The organism is Streptomyces sp. NPDC033177, from assembly GCF_055577715.1.
Genome location: NZ_JBVIPS010000009.1, coordinates 49,825 through 69,365, shown reverse-complemented (window position 1 = coordinate 69,365; position 19,541 = coordinate 49,825). Strand labels below are relative to the sequence as shown.

Annotated in this window: 15 protein-coding genes; 4 read left to right on the top strand and 11 right to left on the bottom strand. The window is 70.6% G+C overall.

Going from position 1 to position 19,541, the window contains the following annotated elements; translation table 11 throughout:
* Positions 1-16: 16 nt before the first annotated feature.
* The 4 genes from ACZ5U5_RS28935 to ACZ5U5_RS28920 form a co-directional block, all read right to left on the bottom strand.
* Positions 17-1,954, bottom strand: coding sequence for an IucA/IucC family protein (locus ACZ5U5_RS28935; protein ID WP_469027255.1), 1,938 nt, complete (start codon positions 1,952-1,954; stop codon positions 17-19).
* Between the two features lie 58 nt (positions 1,955-2,012).
* The gene (locus ACZ5U5_RS28930) at positions 2,013-2,846 is read right to left on the bottom strand and encodes a GNAT family N-acetyltransferase (RefSeq protein WP_469027253.1); all 834 of its coding nucleotides are present in this window, start codon (positions 2,844-2,846) and stop codon (positions 2,013-2,015) included.
* 36 nt (positions 2,847-2,882) lie between these two features.
* On the bottom strand, positions 2,883-4,892 hold the full coding sequence (locus ACZ5U5_RS28925; RefSeq protein ID WP_469027250.1) for an IucA/IucC family protein: 2,010 nt from the start codon (positions 4,890-4,892) through the stop codon (positions 2,883-2,885).
* A 98-nt stretch (positions 4,893-4,990) separates the two neighbouring features.
* Positions 4,991-6,460, bottom strand: a complete 1,470-nt coding sequence (locus tag ACZ5U5_RS28920) for a diaminobutyrate--2-oxoglutarate transaminase family protein (protein ID WP_469027247.1) — start codon at positions 6,458-6,460, stop codon at positions 4,991-4,993.
* Positions 6,461-6,790: 330 nt separating this feature from the next.
* Between ACZ5U5_RS28920 and ACZ5U5_RS28915 the strand changes: the two genes are divergently transcribed.
* Positions 6,791-8,026 carry a trypsin-like serine peptidase gene (locus tag ACZ5U5_RS28915; RefSeq protein ID WP_469027244.1) on the top strand — a complete coding sequence of 412 codons (1,236 nt, stop codon included), beginning with the start codon at positions 6,791-6,793 and terminating at the stop codon, positions 8,024-8,026.
* A gap of 237 nt (positions 8,027-8,263) precedes the next feature.
* A complete protein-coding gene (locus ACZ5U5_RS28910) occupies positions 8,264-9,484 on the top strand; it encodes a trypsin-like serine peptidase (protein ID WP_469027242.1) in 1,221 nt (406 codons plus the stop codon).
* A gap of 120 nt (positions 9,485-9,604) precedes the next feature.
* On the opposite strand, the gene hflX is transcribed toward ACZ5U5_RS28910, so the two are convergent.
* From hflX to miaA, 6 genes are all read right to left on the bottom strand, one after another.
* Positions 9,605-11,104 (bottom strand): GTPase HflX, encoded by a 1,500-nt coding sequence (gene hflX / locus ACZ5U5_RS28905; RefSeq protein WP_469027239.1) that lies wholly within the window; start codon positions 11,102-11,104, stop codon positions 9,605-9,607.
* 170 nt (positions 11,105-11,274) lie between these two features.
* Positions 11,275-12,762 (bottom strand): M1 family metallopeptidase, encoded by a 1,488-nt coding sequence (locus ACZ5U5_RS28900; protein WP_469027237.1) that lies wholly within the window; start codon positions 12,760-12,762, stop codon positions 11,275-11,277.
* A 109-nt stretch (positions 12,763-12,871) separates the two neighbouring features.
* Entirely contained in the window at positions 12,872-15,019 is a 2,148-nt protein-coding gene (locus ACZ5U5_RS28895) for a RelA/SpoT family protein (RefSeq protein WP_469027234.1), read from the bottom strand.
* Between the two features lie 142 nt (positions 15,020-15,161).
* Positions 15,162-16,040 (bottom strand): diaminopimelate epimerase, encoded by an 879-nt coding sequence (dapF, locus tag ACZ5U5_RS28890; protein ID WP_469027232.1) that lies wholly within the window; start codon positions 16,038-16,040, stop codon positions 15,162-15,164.
* 75 nt (positions 16,041-16,115) lie between these two features.
* Complete coding sequence (locus ACZ5U5_RS28885; RefSeq protein WP_469027230.1) at positions 16,116-16,577, bottom strand: hypothetical protein; 462 nt, start codon at positions 16,575-16,577, stop codon at positions 16,116-16,118.
* 101 nt (positions 16,578-16,678) lie between these two features.
* On the bottom strand, positions 16,679-17,617 hold the full coding sequence (gene miaA, locus ACZ5U5_RS28880; RefSeq protein WP_469027228.1) for a tRNA (adenosine(37)-N6)-dimethylallyltransferase MiaA: 939 nt from the start codon (positions 17,615-17,617) through the stop codon (positions 16,679-16,681).
* A gap of 182 nt (positions 17,618-17,799) precedes the next feature.
* Between miaA and ACZ5U5_RS28875 the strand changes: the two genes are divergently transcribed.
* Positions 17,800-18,225, top strand: a complete 426-nt coding sequence (locus tag ACZ5U5_RS28875) for a hypothetical protein (RefSeq protein ID WP_469027225.1) — start codon at positions 17,800-17,802, stop codon at positions 18,223-18,225.
* Between the two features lie 25 nt (positions 18,226-18,250).
* Entirely contained in the window at positions 18,251-18,520 is a 270-nt protein-coding gene (locus tag ACZ5U5_RS28870; RefSeq protein ID WP_469027223.1) for an antitoxin, read from the top strand.
* A gap of 244 nt (positions 18,521-18,764) precedes the next feature.
* Here the strand turns inward: ACZ5U5_RS28870 and ACZ5U5_RS28865 are convergent, their stop codons facing one another.
* Positions 18,765-19,478, bottom strand: a complete 714-nt coding sequence (locus ACZ5U5_RS28865; protein WP_469027221.1) for a class III extradiol dioxygenase subunit B-like domain-containing protein — start codon at positions 19,476-19,478, stop codon at positions 18,765-18,767.
* Between the last annotated feature and the right edge of the window lie 63 nt (positions 19,479-19,541).

Genomic DNA, 19,541 nt, shown 5'->3' with positions numbered 1-19,541 from the left:
ACTGACAATCCCTCGGTCAAGGCTGATGCAGAGGGTTCGGGACGCTCCCGTGCACGGCGGCGTGTGGTCGCTCGGGGCGGTCCCGGTACCCGTCGAGGTGCAGCCGGTTGCGGTTGAGGCACAGGCGCTCGATGCGCGGCGTGAGCAGGTCGAACATCTCGTACCGCTCCTTGAGCTGTGGGGCCCGCGCCTGATGGCGGAGGATCTCGGCACGGACGAGTGACCAGAAGGTCGTCTCCGGGATGCCCAGCTGTGTGTGGCAGAGCGGGGCGAGGTAGCGGAAGACACCCACGAAGAGCCCTGAATGGATGAACTGCGTGAGGAAGTCGGGGCGTTCGGTGAGCAGGACGTCGCGGACGTCGTCCGGCATCGACGCGTGTTCGGGAACGGCCTCGGCGCTGACATTTATGTCGTCGACGAAGTCCTTCACCGCGAGCCGGACGGGGACGTCCTTGTCGTCGAAGACGACGATGGCATTCTCCCCGTGAGGGGAGAACACGGTGCCGTACCGGTAGAGGAATTGCAGCAGCGGAGGAAGCAGAGCACCGAAGAGGTGTCGCAGCCAGACCTCGGGGGCGAGCCCGGAGCGCTCGACCAGCTCGGCGACGAAGGCCCTTCCGTGCGGATCGGTGTGCAACAAGGAGGCGAGCGTGCGGGCGCGCTCATCGGGGGCGAGATACCGGGTGATCGGTTCGCGCCAGATCGCCCCGAGCAGTTCCTTGTATTGGTAGGGGACCTCAGGAAGGCCGTCGTACAGAGGATGCTCGACGGTCACCGAAGCGACCTCGCCGAGCAGGATCACCCGGCATTCGTCACGCAGGAAGGGGTCGGCGTCGCGCAGGGCGTGCATCCACGCGGTGACGGCGGGCGCGGCGAGAGTGCGCTCGGTCGGGAGCCCGCGCCACACCAGGGTGTTCAGGACCGACAGCGGCAGCTTGACGGTGTGCCGATCGGGACGGGACAGATTCAGGAACGTACGGATGGACTGCTGGGGCAGCCGCAGATCACCGTCGGTGGGCAGCGGCACGATCGCGCCCTCGGCCACGGAGGGGGCGAAGAGGGGCAGCACGACGTCGTCCCACTGCCACGGATGCACCGGCAAGTAGAGATAGGCGCGCGGGTCGAGCCCGCGTGCCGTGAGAACGTCCGCGAAGAACTTCCGTGTGGCGGGCGTCAGTTCGCGTGCGTAGAGCTTCTCCGCCGTGTCCAGGCCTGCGACGCCTCGGTAGGCGGCGAGGTCGGCATGGACCGCGATCCATGGGAGCTGCGCGGTGAGGCGGGCCTCGGGCGCCCAGCGGGCGGCGTCACTGGCCGAGAAGCCGATGCGGCCCTTGTTCAGGACGAGCCAGGGGTGTCCGGTCTGATGCCCTTCGAGTTCGGCGTACCCGAGGTCGGCGAGCTGCGCCGCGGTGAAGGCGGTCTGATCGAGCCGGGCATCGGCGGTGAGTGTGATGGTGAGCTCGCGGATGAGGTGGCCGAGCGTGGCGCCGTCGATTCCCAGGGTGCGGCGGGCCCGGGTGAGGAAGCGGAGGGGGTCGCCGAAGGGGACCGGTGCTCCCTCGCTCTCGGCCAGGGCGAGGCTGGCCGGGTCGACGTGCCAACTGCCGTACGAGCCTCGGCGGGCGCGGAAGAGGAGGTGGGGTGCGGGTGCTGTCTGCCGCCGGGGTTCGCCTGCGGTGGGGGCGTCGTGGTCGTGGCCCTGGTCCTTCTCACCGCCAGCGTCGCCGTCGCCGTCGAGCCGGAGGCTGTAGCTGTCCAGGTCGCCCGGTGCGGCGGGGCCGGGGTTCCGCGGCTCGGTGGGGACCGGCTTGATGATCTCCTCGTAGGCGAACTCACCGACCATCTTGGCGAGGAGGCGGCGCCCGGCCGTCGCCCACCTGTCCGCGGTCAGCTCGGGCGGGTCATAGAGAGCTGACGGCTCTCGGGATGTCGGGGGGACGGACGGATTCGGCACGGGGACTCCTCAGGGAGGGAACCGGATCAGGTCGAGCGGTGTACCAAGAGTGAGCGGGTCAGAGCACTGCGCGCAGGGCCCGGTCACGGACCATGAGCGCCGCCCGCTTGTCGGAAAGATCCACTTCGGCGGCGTAACGGAAACCGGCGCTCAGGAATGCGGAGACGGAAGGGGTGTTGCGAAGGTCGGGTTCTGCGATGACGCGTGCGCATGAGGCGCGGCGGTCGAGCACAAGGTCGGCGACGGCTCTCAGCAGAGCGGTGCCGAGCCCTCGGCCGCGGTCGGCGACACCACCGATGAGGAGGTGAAGACCGGTGTCGTGCGGGCGGGCCGGATAGTGCCGGGCCAAGGCGTCGAGGTCCGCGCGGTAGACCTCCCAGTAGCTCATCGGCGTGCCGTCAAGGACACCGAGGCAGGGAACGCTGCGTCCGTCGCCGTCGATCTGGTCGCGCAGATGCGTCTCCGTGACGGCTTCGGGGCCGGCCAGCTCCCAGAATGCGGCCACGGCTGGGTCGTTCATCCACCGGCTGATGAGGGCGAGATCGCGTTCGATATGCACGGGGACGAGTTGAAAGACACCGGCTGAAATGGCCGCGGGGCCCCAGTCGGCGACGTTGTCCAGCAGGTCGTCGGCTGACGAGGCGGCTGTCGGGGCCGGGGCACGGACTGCCGTGCGCGCATCGGCCCCGATGCGTCCGGCGTACGCACCCGGCGCTTCGGCGGCGGCGCCGCCCGCGCCGCTCGCGCGGAACATGGCGATGAGTTCGTCCGGGAGGCGCAGGTCCAAGGTGTCCTGGACATCTGCCCTGTCGGCGGCACAGGACTCGGTGACGGGTTCGGCGGCGGACTCGGTACCGGCGTCGGTGCTCGCATCGGGGGGAGGCGGAGGCACGGCGTCGCTCCTCTCAGAAAAGGCGGGTCATGTTCCTCAGGAATGAAGGGGGTTGGAGATGGAGACGTAGACGGACTGGGTGTCGACGGGGCCCACGAGCTCGTCGAGACCACGGAGACGGGTGAGTAGGTTGGCCTTGCAACGCAGGACGGGTGAGTCGAGAAGCAGGGCAGGCAGCGGCGTACTCAGTGCGGCCGGGCCGGAGGCGATGTCGCCGAGAAAGCGGCGGAAGGCGGCGAGCAACAGCCGTTCTTCGGCGAGGCGTTGAGCGCCGAGGGCTCCGATGAGGCCCAGGACGTTGTTGATGCCGAGGTAGTAGGCGAAGCGCTCGTCCGCGACCTCGTCGGACACGAAGGTGTCGCTGTGCTCGCCGATGCCGGGGAGCCTGCGGTCGAGTTCGGAGCGTCGGGACTCGCGGTAGTAGTAGCCCTGGTTGTCGCGGTAGCGACCGCCCACGGGCCAGCCGTCGGTGTCGAGCAGCAGCAGGGTGTTCTGCTGGTGCGCCTCCAGGGCGACGCCTGCCTCGCTGTCCAGCCAGAGCACGGGGCGCACGACGTTCTGCAGGTAGCGCAGGAACCACTCCGTGGCGACGGCTCCCCGGGGGCGGCCCGTCCGTCCGGCGAGGCGGGTGACGATCTCGCCGAGCCGGGAGCGCATCGGGGGACGGTCGTGCCCCGTGGAGTGCGGTGACGGCCTGGGCGATACGAGACCCGCGATGCAGGTGGCGTCGTCGCCGGGGCCGAAGGGGTTGTGCCGGATCATCACGTCGAGCCCGGTCACGGGTGCGCCGTCGGGGCCGGTCACGGCGAGCCAGGCCGGGTCGCGGATCACGTCGAAGCCCGGGTGGGCCGCCTGCCACTGCTCGGCGAGGCCGCTGCGCAGCAGTCGGTGGACCTCGACGCCTCGGTGGAGTTCCTTGCGGAGATTCTCACGACGGGAGTTGGTGATGCGCAGGCCGAGCGAGAGCTTCAGCATGGCCGGGGCGCCGGAGCGGTAGAGGGTGCGCACGGAGGAGGTCGGGTACCACGGTGCGCCGTGGGGGCCGAGGTCCTGGAGGAGGCCGGCTTCCAGGAGAGCGGCGGTCGTGGGGCGGTGCCTGAGCTCACGCATCTGCCACGGGTGCAGGGGCAGGGCGGCGTGGCCTTCTGGCAGCGGCAGGTCCGGACCGGCGAGGCGGGCGGTGAGCTGCTCGGCCGGGAGGGTGCGGCCACGCTCGGTCCAGGCCGAGTCCGCGGCGAGCACCGAGGGGTCGACGGCGAGCCAGTGCAGCGCGAAGGCGCCGCGCAACTCCGGTGAGTAGAGCCGGGATTCGGTGTCGGAGAGGCCCTCGCGGCTCTTCGGGGTGGGGTGCAGGGGGTGGCCGAGGAGCAGGGACTGTTCGGCGGCGAGGAAGAGGTCGGGCTCGTCGCCGGGGTTGTTCCGGCGGTCGGCGATGAAGGTGGCGGTGCGCCGCACGGAGTCGGCGACGCGGCCGACGAGGTCCCCTGCCTCGACCCGCTCACCGTCATCCGTGCCGCCACCGGCAGGGCCTGCGGGGTCGGCGACCGTGCCTGTTTCCGCGTCGCTGCCGGGATCCGTGCGGTCGGGATCACCGTCCGAGTCCGGAGTTCTGCCACTGTGGCCCGTTTCGCGGCCCAACAAGGCGGCCACGGTGACGGCGTCGGCCGGGGGTGCGCTTTGGGGTCCGTCTTCCAGATAGGGGAGGCCGAAGCGGTGCCAGCCGGTGGCCGACCAGTAGTACACGGGGACGAGGAGGGCGGTGCCGCTGGCCTTGAGCGGGATGCGCAGGGCGCCGTGCTCGGGGGCGGGGAAGTCGTTCTCGCGTACCCAGCAGCGCAGGAGGTTCTCGATGGCCGCCACCTGCGCGGCGGTGTACGGATCGGGGTGTTCCAGGAGATCGGCGGTCGCGCCTCGCAGCTGCTCGGTCTGCAGGCCTCCCTGCTGCCTGGGGACCGTACCGGGCTCCGCCACCAGCGAGGATTGCGTGCCGCACGCGCCTGGCACGTGGGGGTGGGGTGGACCGTCGGATGCGGGGGTGGCGTTCAAGAGAGCTTCCTTGTGAAGTCGTTCGGGCTCCGGGGCGACGGGCTGGAGCTGTGCTGTTGTCTCGTGGCCGTCCGTGGGACGGCCCGGGTCCGGTGTGGCTATCCGTGGTACGGACGCGCCGCCGCGGAGATCGCGTCGGAGAGGCGGTCGAGGATCGCGGCCGCCTGCTCGTCCGTGATGGTGAGAGGAGGAAGGAGGCGTACGACGCTGGAGTGCCGTCCGCCAAGCTCGACGATGAGGCCGCGGCGCAGGCATTCGCTTTGCACCGCGGCGGCGAGTTCGGGCGCGGGGGGAAGCGGTCGCGGGGCATGGCGCAAGGCACCGTCCGGGGCGCTTGTGCCGCTCAAAGCGGCCGGGTGCGCTCCACCAGGAGCGGACGGGTCCGTCCCGCTCGCAGCAGCGGGGTCCACGAGTTCGACGCCGATCATCAGGCCTCGGCCGCGTACGTCGCCGATACAGGGATGCTCGGTGGCGAGCGACCGCAACTGGGTGAGCATCCGGGTGCCCAGGACTCCCGCGCGTTCCGCGAGGCCGTTCTCGCGGACGTACGCGAGGGTGGCCGCGCCCGCTGCCATGGCGAGCTGGTTGCCGCGGAAGGTTCCCGCGTGGGCGCCCGGTTGCCAGACGTCGAGGTCGTCGCGGTAGATGACGACGGCCAGTGGCAGGCTGCCGCCGATGGCCTTGGACAGCACCATCACGTCCGGGACCACGCCGCTGTGCTCGACGGCCCAGAAGGTGCCGGTGCGCCCGACGCCGGTCTGGACCTCGTCCGCGATGAGCGGGATGGAGCGTGCGGCGGTGATCTCGCGCATCCGGCGCATCCAGCCGTCGGGGGCCGGGTTCACGCCTCCCTCGCCCTGCACCGGTTCGAGGATCATCCCGGCCGGCCGGGGCACACCCGACTTGGTGTCGTCGAGGAGGTTCTCGGTCCAGCGGGCCGCGAGTTCGGCGCCGTCCGCACCGCCGATGCCGAACGGGCAGCGGTAGTCCTGCGGATATGGGAGGCGGGCCACGCGGACGTCCGGAGCGCCGCCGGACACGGAGAGCGCCCCTGCCGTCATGCCGTGATAGGCGCCGGTGAACGCGAGCATGCCCTCGCGCCCGGTCGCCGTCCGCACGAGTTTGAGCGCGGCCTCCACCGCGTCCGTACCGGCGGGGCCGCAGAACTGGATCCGCGCGCGGTCGGCGAATTCGCGGGGCAGCGTGTGGAACAGCTCGGTGGTGAAGGCGTCCTTGACCGGCGTCGCCAGGTCGAGGACATGCAGCGGCGCCCCCGAGTCGAGGACCTTCCTGATGGCCTCGAGCACGACAGGGTGGTTGTGCCCGAGGGCCAGGGTCCCCGCGCCCGAGAGGCAGTCGAGGTAGCGCTGACCGTCGGCACCCTCGATCGTCAGGCCGCGCGCGCGTACCGGAACGATCGGCAGGGCGCGCGCATAGGTGCGCGCGGCCGACTCGCGCGCCGACTGGCGTCGCAGGATCCCCTCGTGTGCTGCGGAGTGCCCCACGGAAGCGACGGAAGCGGAGGGTCCCGCGGAAACCGCCGCGGGCGCCGGCTCGGTCACGGCCACGACTGTTGGTCCTCCCGCTGGGAATGGGCGCTTCCCACGCGAACTGGGCGAGCGCGCCGACGAGTTGGCAGGGGAGATGAGCACAGGCAGCCACTCCCCCGTACGTACCAACGACGGGGGCTGCGGAGGAACACGGGTCATCGGAAGATCCTTGCCGTGACGGAACCGTTGCCGTTCCGTCGGCTGTCCCCTATGGCACCGGCATAGTGTGGGGTGCCGTTCATCCGCGGCAGGGGTGCGCAGCGCCACGCGATTTCGGTGCTCAACGCCCCGTGTCGCACGCGGTGTCCGGCATGTGAACGATCTCGAAGCCCAGGGGGAATCTCTACTATGCGACCCATACGCCCGCTCAATACCGCTCGTCGTGGGAAGAGCGCGCGCGGCAGGACATCCCCCGTGGCGGCCGCTGTCGCCATCGGCGCGGCACTCGTTCTGACCGCGACGGCCTGTGGCCCGAGCGAGGACAACGCGGGCGACGATCCGGCCGCCTCCCAGCCCGCCGACGGCGCCAACGACGACGGCAAGGTCAAGCTCCCGCAGGACCTCCAGGACCGGCTCAAGGAGCACGGCATCGACCTGGACAAGTGGCGGGACGGGGCCTGGAAGAACTGGGACAAGGACGACTGGCTCCGCGAGGCCGGTGACTACGTCAACCCGATCATCGAGGGCCTGTGGGACTCGGACCGCATGCGGGACGCGGACAAGAACCCCGACCGCGGCGTCGAGGAGAACGACATCTCCGGTGACCAGGGCGTGACCGACCCGACGCCCGAGCCGGTGGAAGCGGCGGCCCTGAAGACGCCGTACGACGCCAGTGCTCCGGCCTCGGGCAAGCTGTTCTTCGACGGCCCCGAAGGCTCGATGGTCTGCTCGGCCACCGTCGTCGAGGACCCGGCGAACCCGGGCAAGTCCAACATGGTGTGGACCGCGGGTCACTGCGTGCACGCCGGCGCCAAGGGCGGCTGGTACCGCAACATCGCCTTCGTGCCCTCGTACAACAACAGCGGCAAGTCGGCCGCCGAGCTGCAGAACGCCCCCAAGGAAGAGGTGGCTCCGCACGGCGTGTGGTGGGGTGACTGGGCACAGACCTCCGACCAGTGGATCGAGAAGGGTGGCCCGACGGGCGGCACGGGCGCGCCGTACGACTACGCGGTCATCCACGTCACGCCTGAGAAGGGCAGCGAGGGCCAGTCGCTCGAGGAGCAGGTCGGTTCGGCGCTCCCGGTGGACTTCAACGCCCCGGCCGTGCCGCAGATCGCCGACATGACGGCGACCGGCTACCCGGCGGCCCCGCCGTTCGACGGCCAGAAGGCGTTCCAGTGCGCCGACAAGCCGGGTCGGCTCTCGATCAGCAAGCCCGACCCCACGATGTACCGCATCGGCTGCACGATGACCGGTGGTTCGTCCGGCGGCGGCTGGGTCGCCGAGGGCTCGGACGGCAAGCCCGCCCTGGTGTCCAACACATCCATCGGCCCGGTGACGGCGGGCTGGCTGGCAGGTCCGCGGCTCGGCAAGGGTGCCGAGGGCATCTACGACGCGGTGAGCAAGAAGTACGCCGACAAGTAGCCCTCACGGAGTGGCCGACACGTAATGGCCAGAACGTAATGGCCTGCACGTGATGACGCTTGATGTACGACGGCGGGGTCGCCGCAAACCTTCACGACCCCGCCGTCATTCGTCCTCAATCGCACAGGCATAGTGAGGTGTTGCGTCGGCGGGGAGCTCCCGGAGCTCCCTCACCCGCACATGACAAGTACATGGCATTTGCAGCAATCACGCGTTCAATTCGGGGGTTACCACAACATGCGTTCCATACGTGCGCCCTTCGCGCGCAGTCGCGGGCGACGCCTCGCACTCGCCGCGACCGGGCTCGCCGCGACTCTGGCACTCACCGCCACGGCCTGCGGCCCCAGCGACGACAAGGCCGGCGAAAAGGCCGCTTCCGACACCGCGCAGGGCGCCGACAAGGGTTCCGACACCGACACGGGCTCCGATGCCAAGCTGCCCGGCGACATCGCCGACAAGCTGAAGGACCACGGCATCGACCCGGACAAGTGGAAGGACGGGGCCTGGAAGAACTGGGACAAGGACGACTGGCTCCGCGAGTCCAAGGACTTCGTCAATCCCGTCATCGAGGGCCTCTGGAAGCCCGAGCGGATGAAGAAGGCCAAGGACCCGAACAAGACGATCGCCGCGAAGGACGCACCTTCCGACCAGGGTGCGACCGACCCCGAGCCGGCTCCGGTCCAGGCCAAGCGCGAGAAGACCCCGTACCACAAGAACGCCGCCCCGGTCGGGAAGATCTTCTTCGACTCCCCCGAGGGCTCGATGGTCTGCTCCGGCACCGTCGTGAAGGACCCGCGCAACCCGGGCAAGTCCAATCTCGTGTGGACCGCGGGCCACTGCGTGCACGCCGGTTCCGCCGGTGGCTGGTACCGCAACATCACCTTCGTGCCGGCCTACAACGACCTCGGCAAGTCCGAGGCCGAGCTGAGCAACGCGGCTCCGCAGGAAGTCGCCCCCTACGGCCAGTACTGGGCCGACTGGGTCTCCACCTCCGCCGAGTGGATCGACCAGGGCGCCTCGTCGGGCGGCGCCGGCGCTCCGTACGACTACGCCGTGATGCACGTGAAGCCGGAGCAGGGATCTAAGTCCCTCGAGGAGACGGTCGGCAACGCGCTCGCGGTGGACTTCTCGGTGCCGTCGACGCAGAGTGTGAGCTCGATGGGCGCCTGGGGTTACCCCGCCGCTCCCCCGTACAACGGCCAGATCATGCACAAGTGCATCGACAAGCCGGGCCGTCTCTCGCTGACTTCCGCCCAGCCGACGATGTACCGCATCGGCTGCACCATGACCGGCGGTTCGTCCGGTGGCGGCTGGTTCCGGATGGTGGGCGGCAAGACGCAGCTGGTCTCGAACACCTCGATCGGCCCGGCCGAGAACACCTGGCTGGCCGGTCCGCAGCTCGGCAAGGGCGCCGAGCAGGTCTACGACATGATGAGCGAGAAGTACGGCTCCCAGTAGCCGCACGGCGGGCGACCGCCGCACCTCGCATCTGACACGGCGAAGGCCCGTCCCCCTACGAGTGGGGGGACGGGCCTTCGTCATGTGTGCCTCGCGAACGGCGCCTTCAGGGGCCTGCGTTCAGCCCGCGACCGGCACGTACGGCGCGAGATCCGCCGCCAGTTCCGGGTGCACCTTCGCCTTGAGCAGTGTGCCCTCGGCGGTGTGCTCCTCGGAGAGCACCTCGCCCTCGGCGTGCGCACGCGAGATGAGCTGGCCCTGGGTGTACGGCACGAGGGCCTCGATCTCGACCTCGGGCCGGGGCAGTTCGGTGTCGATCAGCGCGAGCAGCTCCTCGATGCCCGCGCCCGTGCGCGCGGAGACCGCGATCGCGTGCTTCTCGTTGCGCAGGAGCCGCTGGAGGACCAGCGGATCGGCCGCGTCCGCCTTGTTGACGATCACGATCTCGGGCACGTCCGTCGCGCCCACATCGCGGATCACCTCGCGCACGGCGGCCAGCTGCTCCTCCGGCACCGGGTGCGAACCGTCCACCACGTGCAGGATCAGGTCGGACTCGCCGACCTCCTCCATTGTCGAACGGAACGCCTCGACGAGGTGGTGCGGCAGGTGCCGTACGAACCCGACGGTGTCGGCCAGGGTGTAGATCCGGCCGCTCGGCGTCTCGGCCCGGCGCACGGTCGGGTCGAGGGTGGCGAACAGGGAGTTCTCCACCAGGACACCCGCGCCCGTGAGGCGGTTGAGCAGGGAGGACTTGCCCGCGTTCGTGTAACCGGCGATCGCGACCGACGGCACCTTGTTGCGCTTGCGCTCCTGGCGCTTGATCTCGCGGCCCGTCTTCATGTCCGCGATCTCCCGGCGCATCTTCGCCATCTTCTCGCGGATCCGACGGCGGTCCGTCTCGATCTTGGTCTCACCGGGACCACGGGTCGCCATGCCGCCGCCACCGCTGGATCCGCCGCCGCCCATCTGACGGGAGAGCGACTGACCCCAGCCACGAAGGCGCGGGAGCATGTACTGCATCTGGGCAAGGGCGACCTGCGCCTTGCCCTCTCGGGACTTGGCGTGCTGGGCGAAGATGTCGAGGATCAGGGCGGTCCTGTCGACCACCTTGACCTTGACGACGTCTTCCAGGTGAATCAGCTGGCCAGGGCTCAGCTCACCGTCACACACGACGGTGTCGGCCCCGGTCTCGAGGACGATGTCGCGCAGCTCCTGGGCCTTGCCGGATCCGATGTACGTCGCCGGGTCGGGCTTGTCGCGGCGCTGGATGACGCCGTCGAGCACGAGCGCGCCCGCCGTCTCGGCGAGTGCGGCCAGCTCGGCGACCGAGTTCTCCGCGTCCTGCACTGTGCCCGAGGTCCACACTCCGACGAGCACCACTCGCTCCAGACGGAGCTGTCGGTACTCGACCTCGGTGACGTCCTCGAGCTCGGTGGAGAGTCCGGCGACGCGGCGCAGAGCCGCGCGCTCGGAGCGGTCGAACTGTTCGCCGTCCCGCTCTCCGTCGTGTCCGTGGCTCCAGGCGACGTCCTCTTCCATCAGGGCATCGGCCCGAAGACCTTCGGGGTAGTTCTGCGCGAGGTTCTGCGCGTCCTGGGAAGGGGAAGAAGAGGAGGTCATTGGATCCTTACGTCGATGGGATTCTTCATAGGCGTCAACGCTCGGGGCCGTCCCGAGATTCCCCGGGCCGGCCGGTGCGGGCCCTGAGATTCCCCCGAGGGGTTTTCCCTGTGCCGCAGCGGCGCCGACCTGAAGATGGTTGCACGGAACGGCCCGTCTCGTCACCCAGGTTATTTCCCTGCGGGAGCCGCCTTACGCCAGTCCGGGTGGCCCGGCATCGGCGGCGTCTTCGCGCCGTACAGCCAGGCGTCGAAGAAGCCGCTCAGATCGCGGCCCGCGGTCGACGAGGCGAGCCGCACGAAGTCCGCGGTCGTCGCGTTCCCGTCCCGGTAGGTGCGCACGAAATCGCGCTCCAGACGGTCGAAGTCGTCCTGCCCGATCTCCTGCCGCAGCGCGTAGAGCACCAGCGCGCTGCCGTCGTACACCACCGGTCGGAAGATGCTGATCTTCTGGCCCGGCGCGGGTCCCTTCGGTGCGGCCGGCGGCCCGCCGGCCGCGCGCCAGCTGTCCGACTGCCGGTAGGCCTCACGCATCCGCTTCTGGAGGGGCTTCTTCGACTTCTCCTCGGCGAAGAGGGCCTCGTACCAGGTGGCGTGCCCTTCGTTGAGCCAGAGATCGGACCAGGACCGCGGGCTCACGCTGTCGCCGAACCACTGGTGCGCCAGCTCATGCACCATGATCGAGTCGACGTACCACTCGGGGTACTCGGGCCGCTTGAACAGGTCGCTCTCGAAGAGGGAGAGGGTCTGCGTCTCGAGTTCGAAGCCGGTCCGTGCCTGTGCCATCAGCACGCCGTACGCCTCGAAGGGGTAGCGGCCGACCTTCTCCTCCATCCAGCGGATCTGGTCCGGCGTCTTCTTCAACCAGCGCTCCATCGCCTTGCGGTCCTTGGTGGGCACCACATCGCGTACGGGGAGGCCGTGCGGCCCGGAGCGGTGGACCACGGTGGAGCGGCCGATGGACACCTGCGCCAGTTCCGTCGCCATGGGGTGGTGGGTGCGGAAGACCCGGGTCGTGGTGGGTCCCATATGTGCCGTGGCGACAGGCAGGCCGTTGGCGACGGCGGTGAGCCCCTTCGGGGTGGTCACACGGAACGTGAAGAGCGCCTTGTCGGCGGGGTGGTCGTTGCACGGGAACACGCGGTGCCCGGCATCGGCCTGGTTGGCCATGGCGAGCCCGTCGGCGGTGGGCACCCAGCCACCGTCCTGGTCCTTCGTGGGCGCGGGGTCACTGGTGTGCCGGACGGTGACCCGCATCCGCTCGCCCCGGTTCAGCGGGCGGGACGGCGTGACGACCAGGTCCTCACCGGTGGTCTCGAAACGGGCGGGTGCGCCGTTGACCTCGGCGGAGCGGACCTTTCCGTGGGCGAAGTCGAGGTTGACCCGCTCCAGCGGCTCGCTCACACGGGCGTCGATCACCGTGACGGCGTCGAGCGGCTTCTTGTTGTCGCCGCGGTAGGTGAAGGCGATGTCGTACGCCATGACGTCGTACCCGGGATTGCCCAGGTGCGGGAAGAGGCGGTCGCCGATGCCGAGCGGTGTGGCCGGTGAGGGCGCACTCGCGGCGAGAAGGGTGGCGGAGGTGGCCGCGGCCAGGAGAGCGGTCGCGATGCGGAGAGTCCTCGGCCGCGAGGCCTTGACCCGGGGGGTGAGCAGCATGAACTACCGCTATCAGCGCGAGGCTTCCCCACCGGTGTCGGCGCGCGTCATGCCACTCGAACGGGTCGTCAGTAGACGGCCGATACGACGCCGGTGCCCGAGTCGTCTTCTACGAAGTCGCTGCCGCCGGGTGCTGGGCGCGGCTGACGTCGTACACACCGGGCACCGCACGCATCGCGCGCATCAGTCCCGGAAGGTGCGCCGCGTCCGGCAGTTGCAGCGTGTACGTGTGGCGCACGCGCTGCTGGCTCGGCGGCTCGACGGTCGCCGACATGACCTCGACGCCCTCCAGGGCGATGGCTTCGGTGAGGTCGGCCAGCAGATGCGCCCGCCCGAACGACTCGGCGATCAAGGTGACCCGGCACTCCGCGCTGTCTCCCCAGCGCACGCCGACCTCCGCACGCCCCACTTCCTTCATGCGCGCGACGGCCGGACACTCGACGCGGTGCACGGTGACGACCCCGCCGCGTACGGCGAAGGCGGTCACCTCGTCGGGCGGCACCGGCGTACAACAGCCGGCGAGGCGTACGGTCGCGCCTTCCCTGTCCACCACGGCGTTCGCCGCAGCGGGACGCGGGAAGTCGGCGGCCTGCGGCGGGGGGGCCGTCTTCTCGGGGGTCGGGGCCGGCGCCGCGGGCGTGGGGTGGGTGGTCAACCAGCGCCGGATGGCGATCCGGGCGCCGGGCGTGCGGGCGTGGTCGAGCCACTCGCGGGAGGGCCCGGACGCCGCGTCCTGCCCCATGAGCAGCTGGACCGTGTCACCGTCCCGCAGGACGGTGCTCAGCGTGGCGAGGCGTCCGTTGACCCGTGCGCCGATGCAGGCGTGGGCGTCCTCGCCGTACTGGGCGTAGGCGGCGTCCACGCAGCTCGCGCCCGCGGGCAGTCCGAGGGTGCCGCCGTCGGGGCGGAAGACGGCGATCTCCCGGTCCTGGGCGAGGTCCTCGCGGAGGGTGGACCAGAACGTGTCGGGGTCGGGGGCCGCTTCCTGCCAGTCGAGCAGTCGGGAGAGCCAACCGGGCCGGGTCGGGTCGGCGCGCTCGCCCTCCACGGCGTCCTCGGAAGGGGCCTCGGCGGCCGCGTCGGACTGCTCCTCCGAAGGAGGAGCGTACGGATTGCGCAGCGCGACGACGCCCGCCTCGGCGACCTTGTGCATCTGGTGCGTACGGATGAGGACTTCGGCGACCTCACCGTCCGGGCGGGCCACGGCCGTGTGCAGCGATTGGTAGAGGTTGAACTTCGGTACGGCGATGAAGTCCTTGAACTCCGAGACCACCGGCGTGAAGCAGGTGTGCAGCTCGCCGAGCACTCCGTAACAGTCCGCGTCCTCGTTCACCAGGACCAGGAGCCGCCCGAAGTCGGCCGCGCGCATCTCGCCGCGTTTGCGGTGCACCCGGTGGACCGAGACGTAGTGCCGTGGCCTGATGAGGACTTCGGCCGCGATGCCCGCCTCACGCAGCACCGCCCGGACGTCGTCCGCCGTTCCTTCCAGCGGGTCGCCGCCGTCGGCCGCGTTGGCCGCGATCAGCCTCTCGACCTCGGCGTACTCCTCCGGGTGGAGGATGGCGAACACGAGGTCCTCCAGCTCGGTCTTGAGCGCCTGTACGCCGAGGCGTTCGGCGAGGGGGATGAGCACGTCCCGCGTCACCTTGGCGATCCGGGCCTGTTTCTCGGGGCGCATGACGCCGAGCGTGCGCATGTTGTGCAGACGGTCGGCCAGCTTGATCGACATGACGCGTACGTCGTTGCCGGTGGCCACGAGCATCTTGCGGAAGGTCTCGGGCTCGGCGGCTGCTCCGTAGTCGACCTTTTCCAGCTTCGTGACGCCGTCGACCAGATAGCAGACGTCGTCGCCGAATTCCGTGCGCACCTGATCGAGCGTCACATCGGTGTCCTCGACGGTGTCGTGGAGCAGGGACGCGGTCAAGGTGGTGGTCTCGGCGCCCAGTTGGGCGAGGATCAGGGTCACCGCGAGCGGATGTGTGATGTACGGCTCACCGCTCTTGCGCATCTGGCCGCGGTGGGAGGACTCCGCGAGGACCCACGCGCGCCGCAGGGGCTCCAGATCCGCGTCCGGGTAGTGGGCGCGGTGGGCTTCCGCCACATGGCCGATCGCGTCCGGCAACCGGTCCCGCGTGCCGGGCCCCAGGAGGGCTGCCCGGCCGAGCCTTCGCAGGTCAAGCCGCGGACGACCGCGCCTGCGCTGGGCTCCGGGCGTTACGGGGCCAGACATCGCAGGGTTTGTAGCCTCCGCACTCATGGGCACCTCCGGCTGCTCCGACCGGCGGTGAGCGGACGACGGCGTGCTCCGTCCGGGCCGGTGCTTGATGCTACCGAGCCCACCACGCGCCGCTGACCGCCTCTCGCCGAGCGTGAAACGGATCACCCATTCGAGCGACAGTTCACGGGTTTACAGTTTCGAGCCATTCCGCGTCGATCACGCCTTCGGCGACGATCACCGCGGGGCCCGTCATCTCGATCTCTCCGTCGGGCCGCTCGGTGATCACCAGGCTCCCACCGGGCAGATCGACGGTGTACGTGACCGGCGAACCGGTCGTCACGGGGTCGGCCCCGTCCTTGCGCGCCGCCGCGACGGCAACGGCGCACGCGCCCGTGCCGCACGAGCGGGTCTCGCCCGCGCCGCGCTCGTGCACCCGCATGGCGACGTGCCGCGGGCCGCGGTCGACGACGAACTCGACGTTCACGCCCTGCGGGTACGCCGAAGCGGGGCTGAATGGTGGCGCGTCGTACAGGCTGCCCGCGTGGGCCAGGTCGTCGACGAAGGCCACCGCGTGCGGGTTGCCCATGTTCACGTTGCGCGCGGGCCAGTGGCGGTCGCCCACGGAGACGGTGACATCCCCTTCGGGGAGGGATGCCTTGCCCATGCCCACGGTGACGTCCCCGCCGGCCGCGGCCTTGGCGATGTGCACGGTCTTCACGCCGCCCCGGGTCGCGACGGCCAGATCACCCTCGCCCACCAGACCGGCGCGCTGCAGATAGCGGGCGAAGACGCGCACGCCGTTGCCGCACATCTCGGCGATCGAACCGTCGCCGTTGCGGTAGTCCATGAACCACTCGGCCTCGGCGGCCAGGTGGCGCGCCTCGGGATGCGCCGCGGAACGCACGACGTGCAGCAGACCGTCGCCCCCGATGCCCGCACGGCGGTCGCAGAGGGCGGCGACAGCGGCCGGGGACAGCGCGACGGCGTTGTCGGGGTCCGGGATGATCACGAAGTCGTTCTCGGTCCCGTGCCCCTTGAGGAAGGCGATCCGCGTGCTCATTCCTCGATCGTACGGGGTGGCGAGGACAGTCAGTCGTCAAGGTGCCCGTCAGGGCTCTGACCTGGTACGACGCCGTCAGCGAAGGCGCGCGACCCGCCATACGGCGAGGACGGCGACGGCGAGGAAGACCAGGGCGTAGGCGGAGACGATCCGCCAGTCCGGGCGGCGTCCGGAGCCGCGTTCCGGCAATCCCGGCCAGGTGTGTCCCACGCGGCGGGCGGCCATCATGCCCCAGCCTGCGGCACAGCTGCTGATCAGGAGCCCGAGCATGGCGACGACGGCGCCGCCGTCCCCGAACTCGAAGGCCAGCGGGAAGGCGAACATCAGCGATCCGGCGGCGGCGAGGACGACGATCGGCGCGAGCTGCCAGATGCGCAGACGGCGCTGCGGTCGCAGTTCGACCTCGACTTCCGCCACAGCCATCGCGTCCGCGACGGGACCGTCGTCGGTCACGCCGCCCGGCACCTCATCAGGGCCGTCCGGGGTCAGCTCGCCGCCGTCATGCGCGGTGTCACGAGGGCCGGCCTCCATCGCCATCCGCCCTCCCACTTCGGACTCCACTGGTCGATCGATGGTCGATGATGGCACGGCGCCAGGGGCCGGGATGACCGCCGGAGCGTCCCGATGCCATCACGTGATCAGGCTGTGACCGCTCGTTCGACCAACGCCATTGCCCGTCCTGGGAGTTCCCCTCGGTCGGCCATGGCACCACTGAGCCAGTGCACCCGGGGGTCGCGGCGGAACCAGGAGTCCTGACGGCGCGCGAAACGCTTGGTCGCGCGCACGGTCTCCGCGCGCGCCTCGTCGTCGCTGCACTCCCCCGCGAGCGCCGCGAGCACCTGCTGGTACCCGAGCGCGCGAGACGCCGTACGCCCCTCGCGCAGCCCCACGGCCTCCAGGGACCGCACCTCGTCGACGAGACCCGCGTCCCACATGCGGTCCACGCGCGTGGCGATGCGTTCGTCGAGCTCGGGGCGGCCGACGTCGACGCCGATCTGGACGGTGTCGTAGACGGAGTCGTGGCCGGGGAGGTTGGCCGTGAAGGGCTTGCCGGTGATCTCGATGACCTCGAGGGCACGGACGATGCGGCGGCCGTTGCTGGGGAGGATGGCCTGGCCCGCTCCCGGGTCGGCGGCGGCGAGGCGGGCGTGGAGCGCACCGGAGCCGTGGAGGGCGAGCTCGCCCTCCAGGCGGGCCCGGACCTCGGGGTCGGTGCCGGGGAACTCCAGGTGGTCGACGGCGCCCCTGACGTAGAGCCCGGAGCCGCCGACCAGGATCGGCCAGCGTCCGTCGGCGAGGAGGCGGTCGATCTCGGCGCGCGCCAGCTTCTGGTACTCGGCGACGCTCGCGGCCTCCGTGACGTCCCAGATGTCGAGGAGGTGGTGCGGCACTCCGTCGCGCTCTTGGAGCGTCAGCTTGGCGGTGCCGATGTCCATCCCTCTGTAGAGCTGCATGGAGTCGGCGTTGACGACTTCGCCGCCGAGACGCTGGGCCAGAAAAACGCCCAGATCGGACTTTCCTGCCGCTGTCGGCCCGACGACGGCGATGACCCGCGGTGCGGGAGCTGCTCTACTCACCGCCCCAGTCTCGCAAACCCCGCGGCCACTTCCCGAACGAGCTACGTGACGCCACACGTCCGGGGTCGTTGCCTGTTGCGAGGTTCCGGCCGCCGGTTTTGAGGATCGGCGACCCGGGAGGCGCAACAGGGCGCACCGGGCGGCGCGGGATTTCGCCCACACGAGTACCGTATGGAGTAGATATGGGCGTTTTTGCACGGTTCCGTAGGAAGTCCAAGGACACGGAAGAGGCGTCCACCACCGAGGCGGCAGCGGGCCCCCTCACGGCCGAGGCGGACGCGCCCGGGGAGTCCACCGGGTCCGAGGCCGACAAGGGAGAGGCCAAGGCCGCAGCCGCCGTCGGGGATGAGCCCAAGGACGGGGCCGAAGCCGCCGTCGAGGCGAAGCCCGTTGAGAAGTCTGCTGAGAAGTCCGGCGAGCAGGACGAGGCGAAGGCAGAGGCGGCGGCCGAGGCAGAGCCGGAATCCGAGTCCGAGTCCGCGGGCAACGCCGAGGGCAAGCCGGACGACGCCGAGGCGGCCTCCGGGGAGAACGTGGACATCCCGAAGCAGCAGTCCGCCGACAAGGCAGCCGACAACGACGAAGCCGACGAAGGCGCCCGCAAGTGACTCCCCCGGCGAGGGAAGGCGACCGATGGGCTTCGTGCAGAAACTGAAGAACAAGATCGCCCCGGCGAAGGACAAGGTCGCGGGCCTCGCGCAGCAGCACGGGGACAAGATCGACCAGGGTCTCGACAAGGCCGCGAAGGTGGTCGACGCCAAGACCAAGGGCAAGTACAGCGACAAGATCCAGACGGGGACGGGCAAGGCGAAGGACGCCGTGGACCGCCTCGCCGGGACGCCCGACGACGGCAAGGGCACGGGTCGCGGGCCCACCCCGCCGACGCCTCCTCCGGCTTCCTGAACCACCGGCTGAATCACTCGTCGGCTCACCGGCCGCCTCACGGACCGCGTCCCGGACCGCGTCGCGGGGCCGGAGCACCGACTGAGTACGCCGGCCAGGTCACCCGCTGAACGACTCCGGCGGACGGCCGTGGAGCGCCACCAGCTCCGCGGCCGTCGCCGTGCGTCGGCCGCTGTCGGCCGCGGTCGTGGTGGATCTCTGAGGGCCACCCAGGCCGCACGTGGGGCGCGAACCGCGCAGGCCGCTACGACCAGGTGGACACCAAATACCCGACGCCGTACGGGGCGTCCTCATAGAGCAGCTCGCCGCTCAGGCCCGCGTCCTCGGCCGCGCCCGCGAGCACCTGCCACGGCGCCCGCCCCGCCGCCTTCAGCTCATGGGCCAGCTCCTCGTCCAGCGCCTTGAGCGCCTCGATGTCCGCGGCACCCAGCGCACGGGCCACCTCCGCGTCGAAGCCGGCCGCCCGCTCGTCGAGATATCCGGGAGCCTTCAGCGTGCGGCACGCGCTGGCATCGCCCATCACCAGCAGTGCCATGCGGTCGGCCCCCGCCGCGATGTCCCTTCCGACTTGGATGCACCGCTCGGCCTCCAGAGGTTCCCCCACCCCGAGACCTTCCAGCGGGGCCGCCGACCACTCCGTACGGTCGAGCAGCCAGGCGGCCACGGCGAGCGAAGGCGGAAGGACGCGCTCCGCCACCTCGTGGTCGGAACTCCCGAGGCGTACGTCCAGGTCCACCCCGAAGCCACGGAAGGACCCACGCGCGCCCTGCGGATGCGGGCCACGCCCGCTCTCCCCGGCGGGGCCGACCACGACGAGACGGTCGGCGCGTGCCGCCGCGAGCACCCCGATGGCGTCCGTGCACGCGGCGCGCGCGGCGTCCAGCTCGGGGGCGGCACCCGCGGCCACCTCGGGGACGAGCAGGGGCGGGCAGGGGCAGACGGCTGCGGCGACAAGCATGATCCGCAGCGTAACGCTCGTCGGCGCGCCAGCAGGAGATCGGTCCCGCCGGCCCCGAGTCCG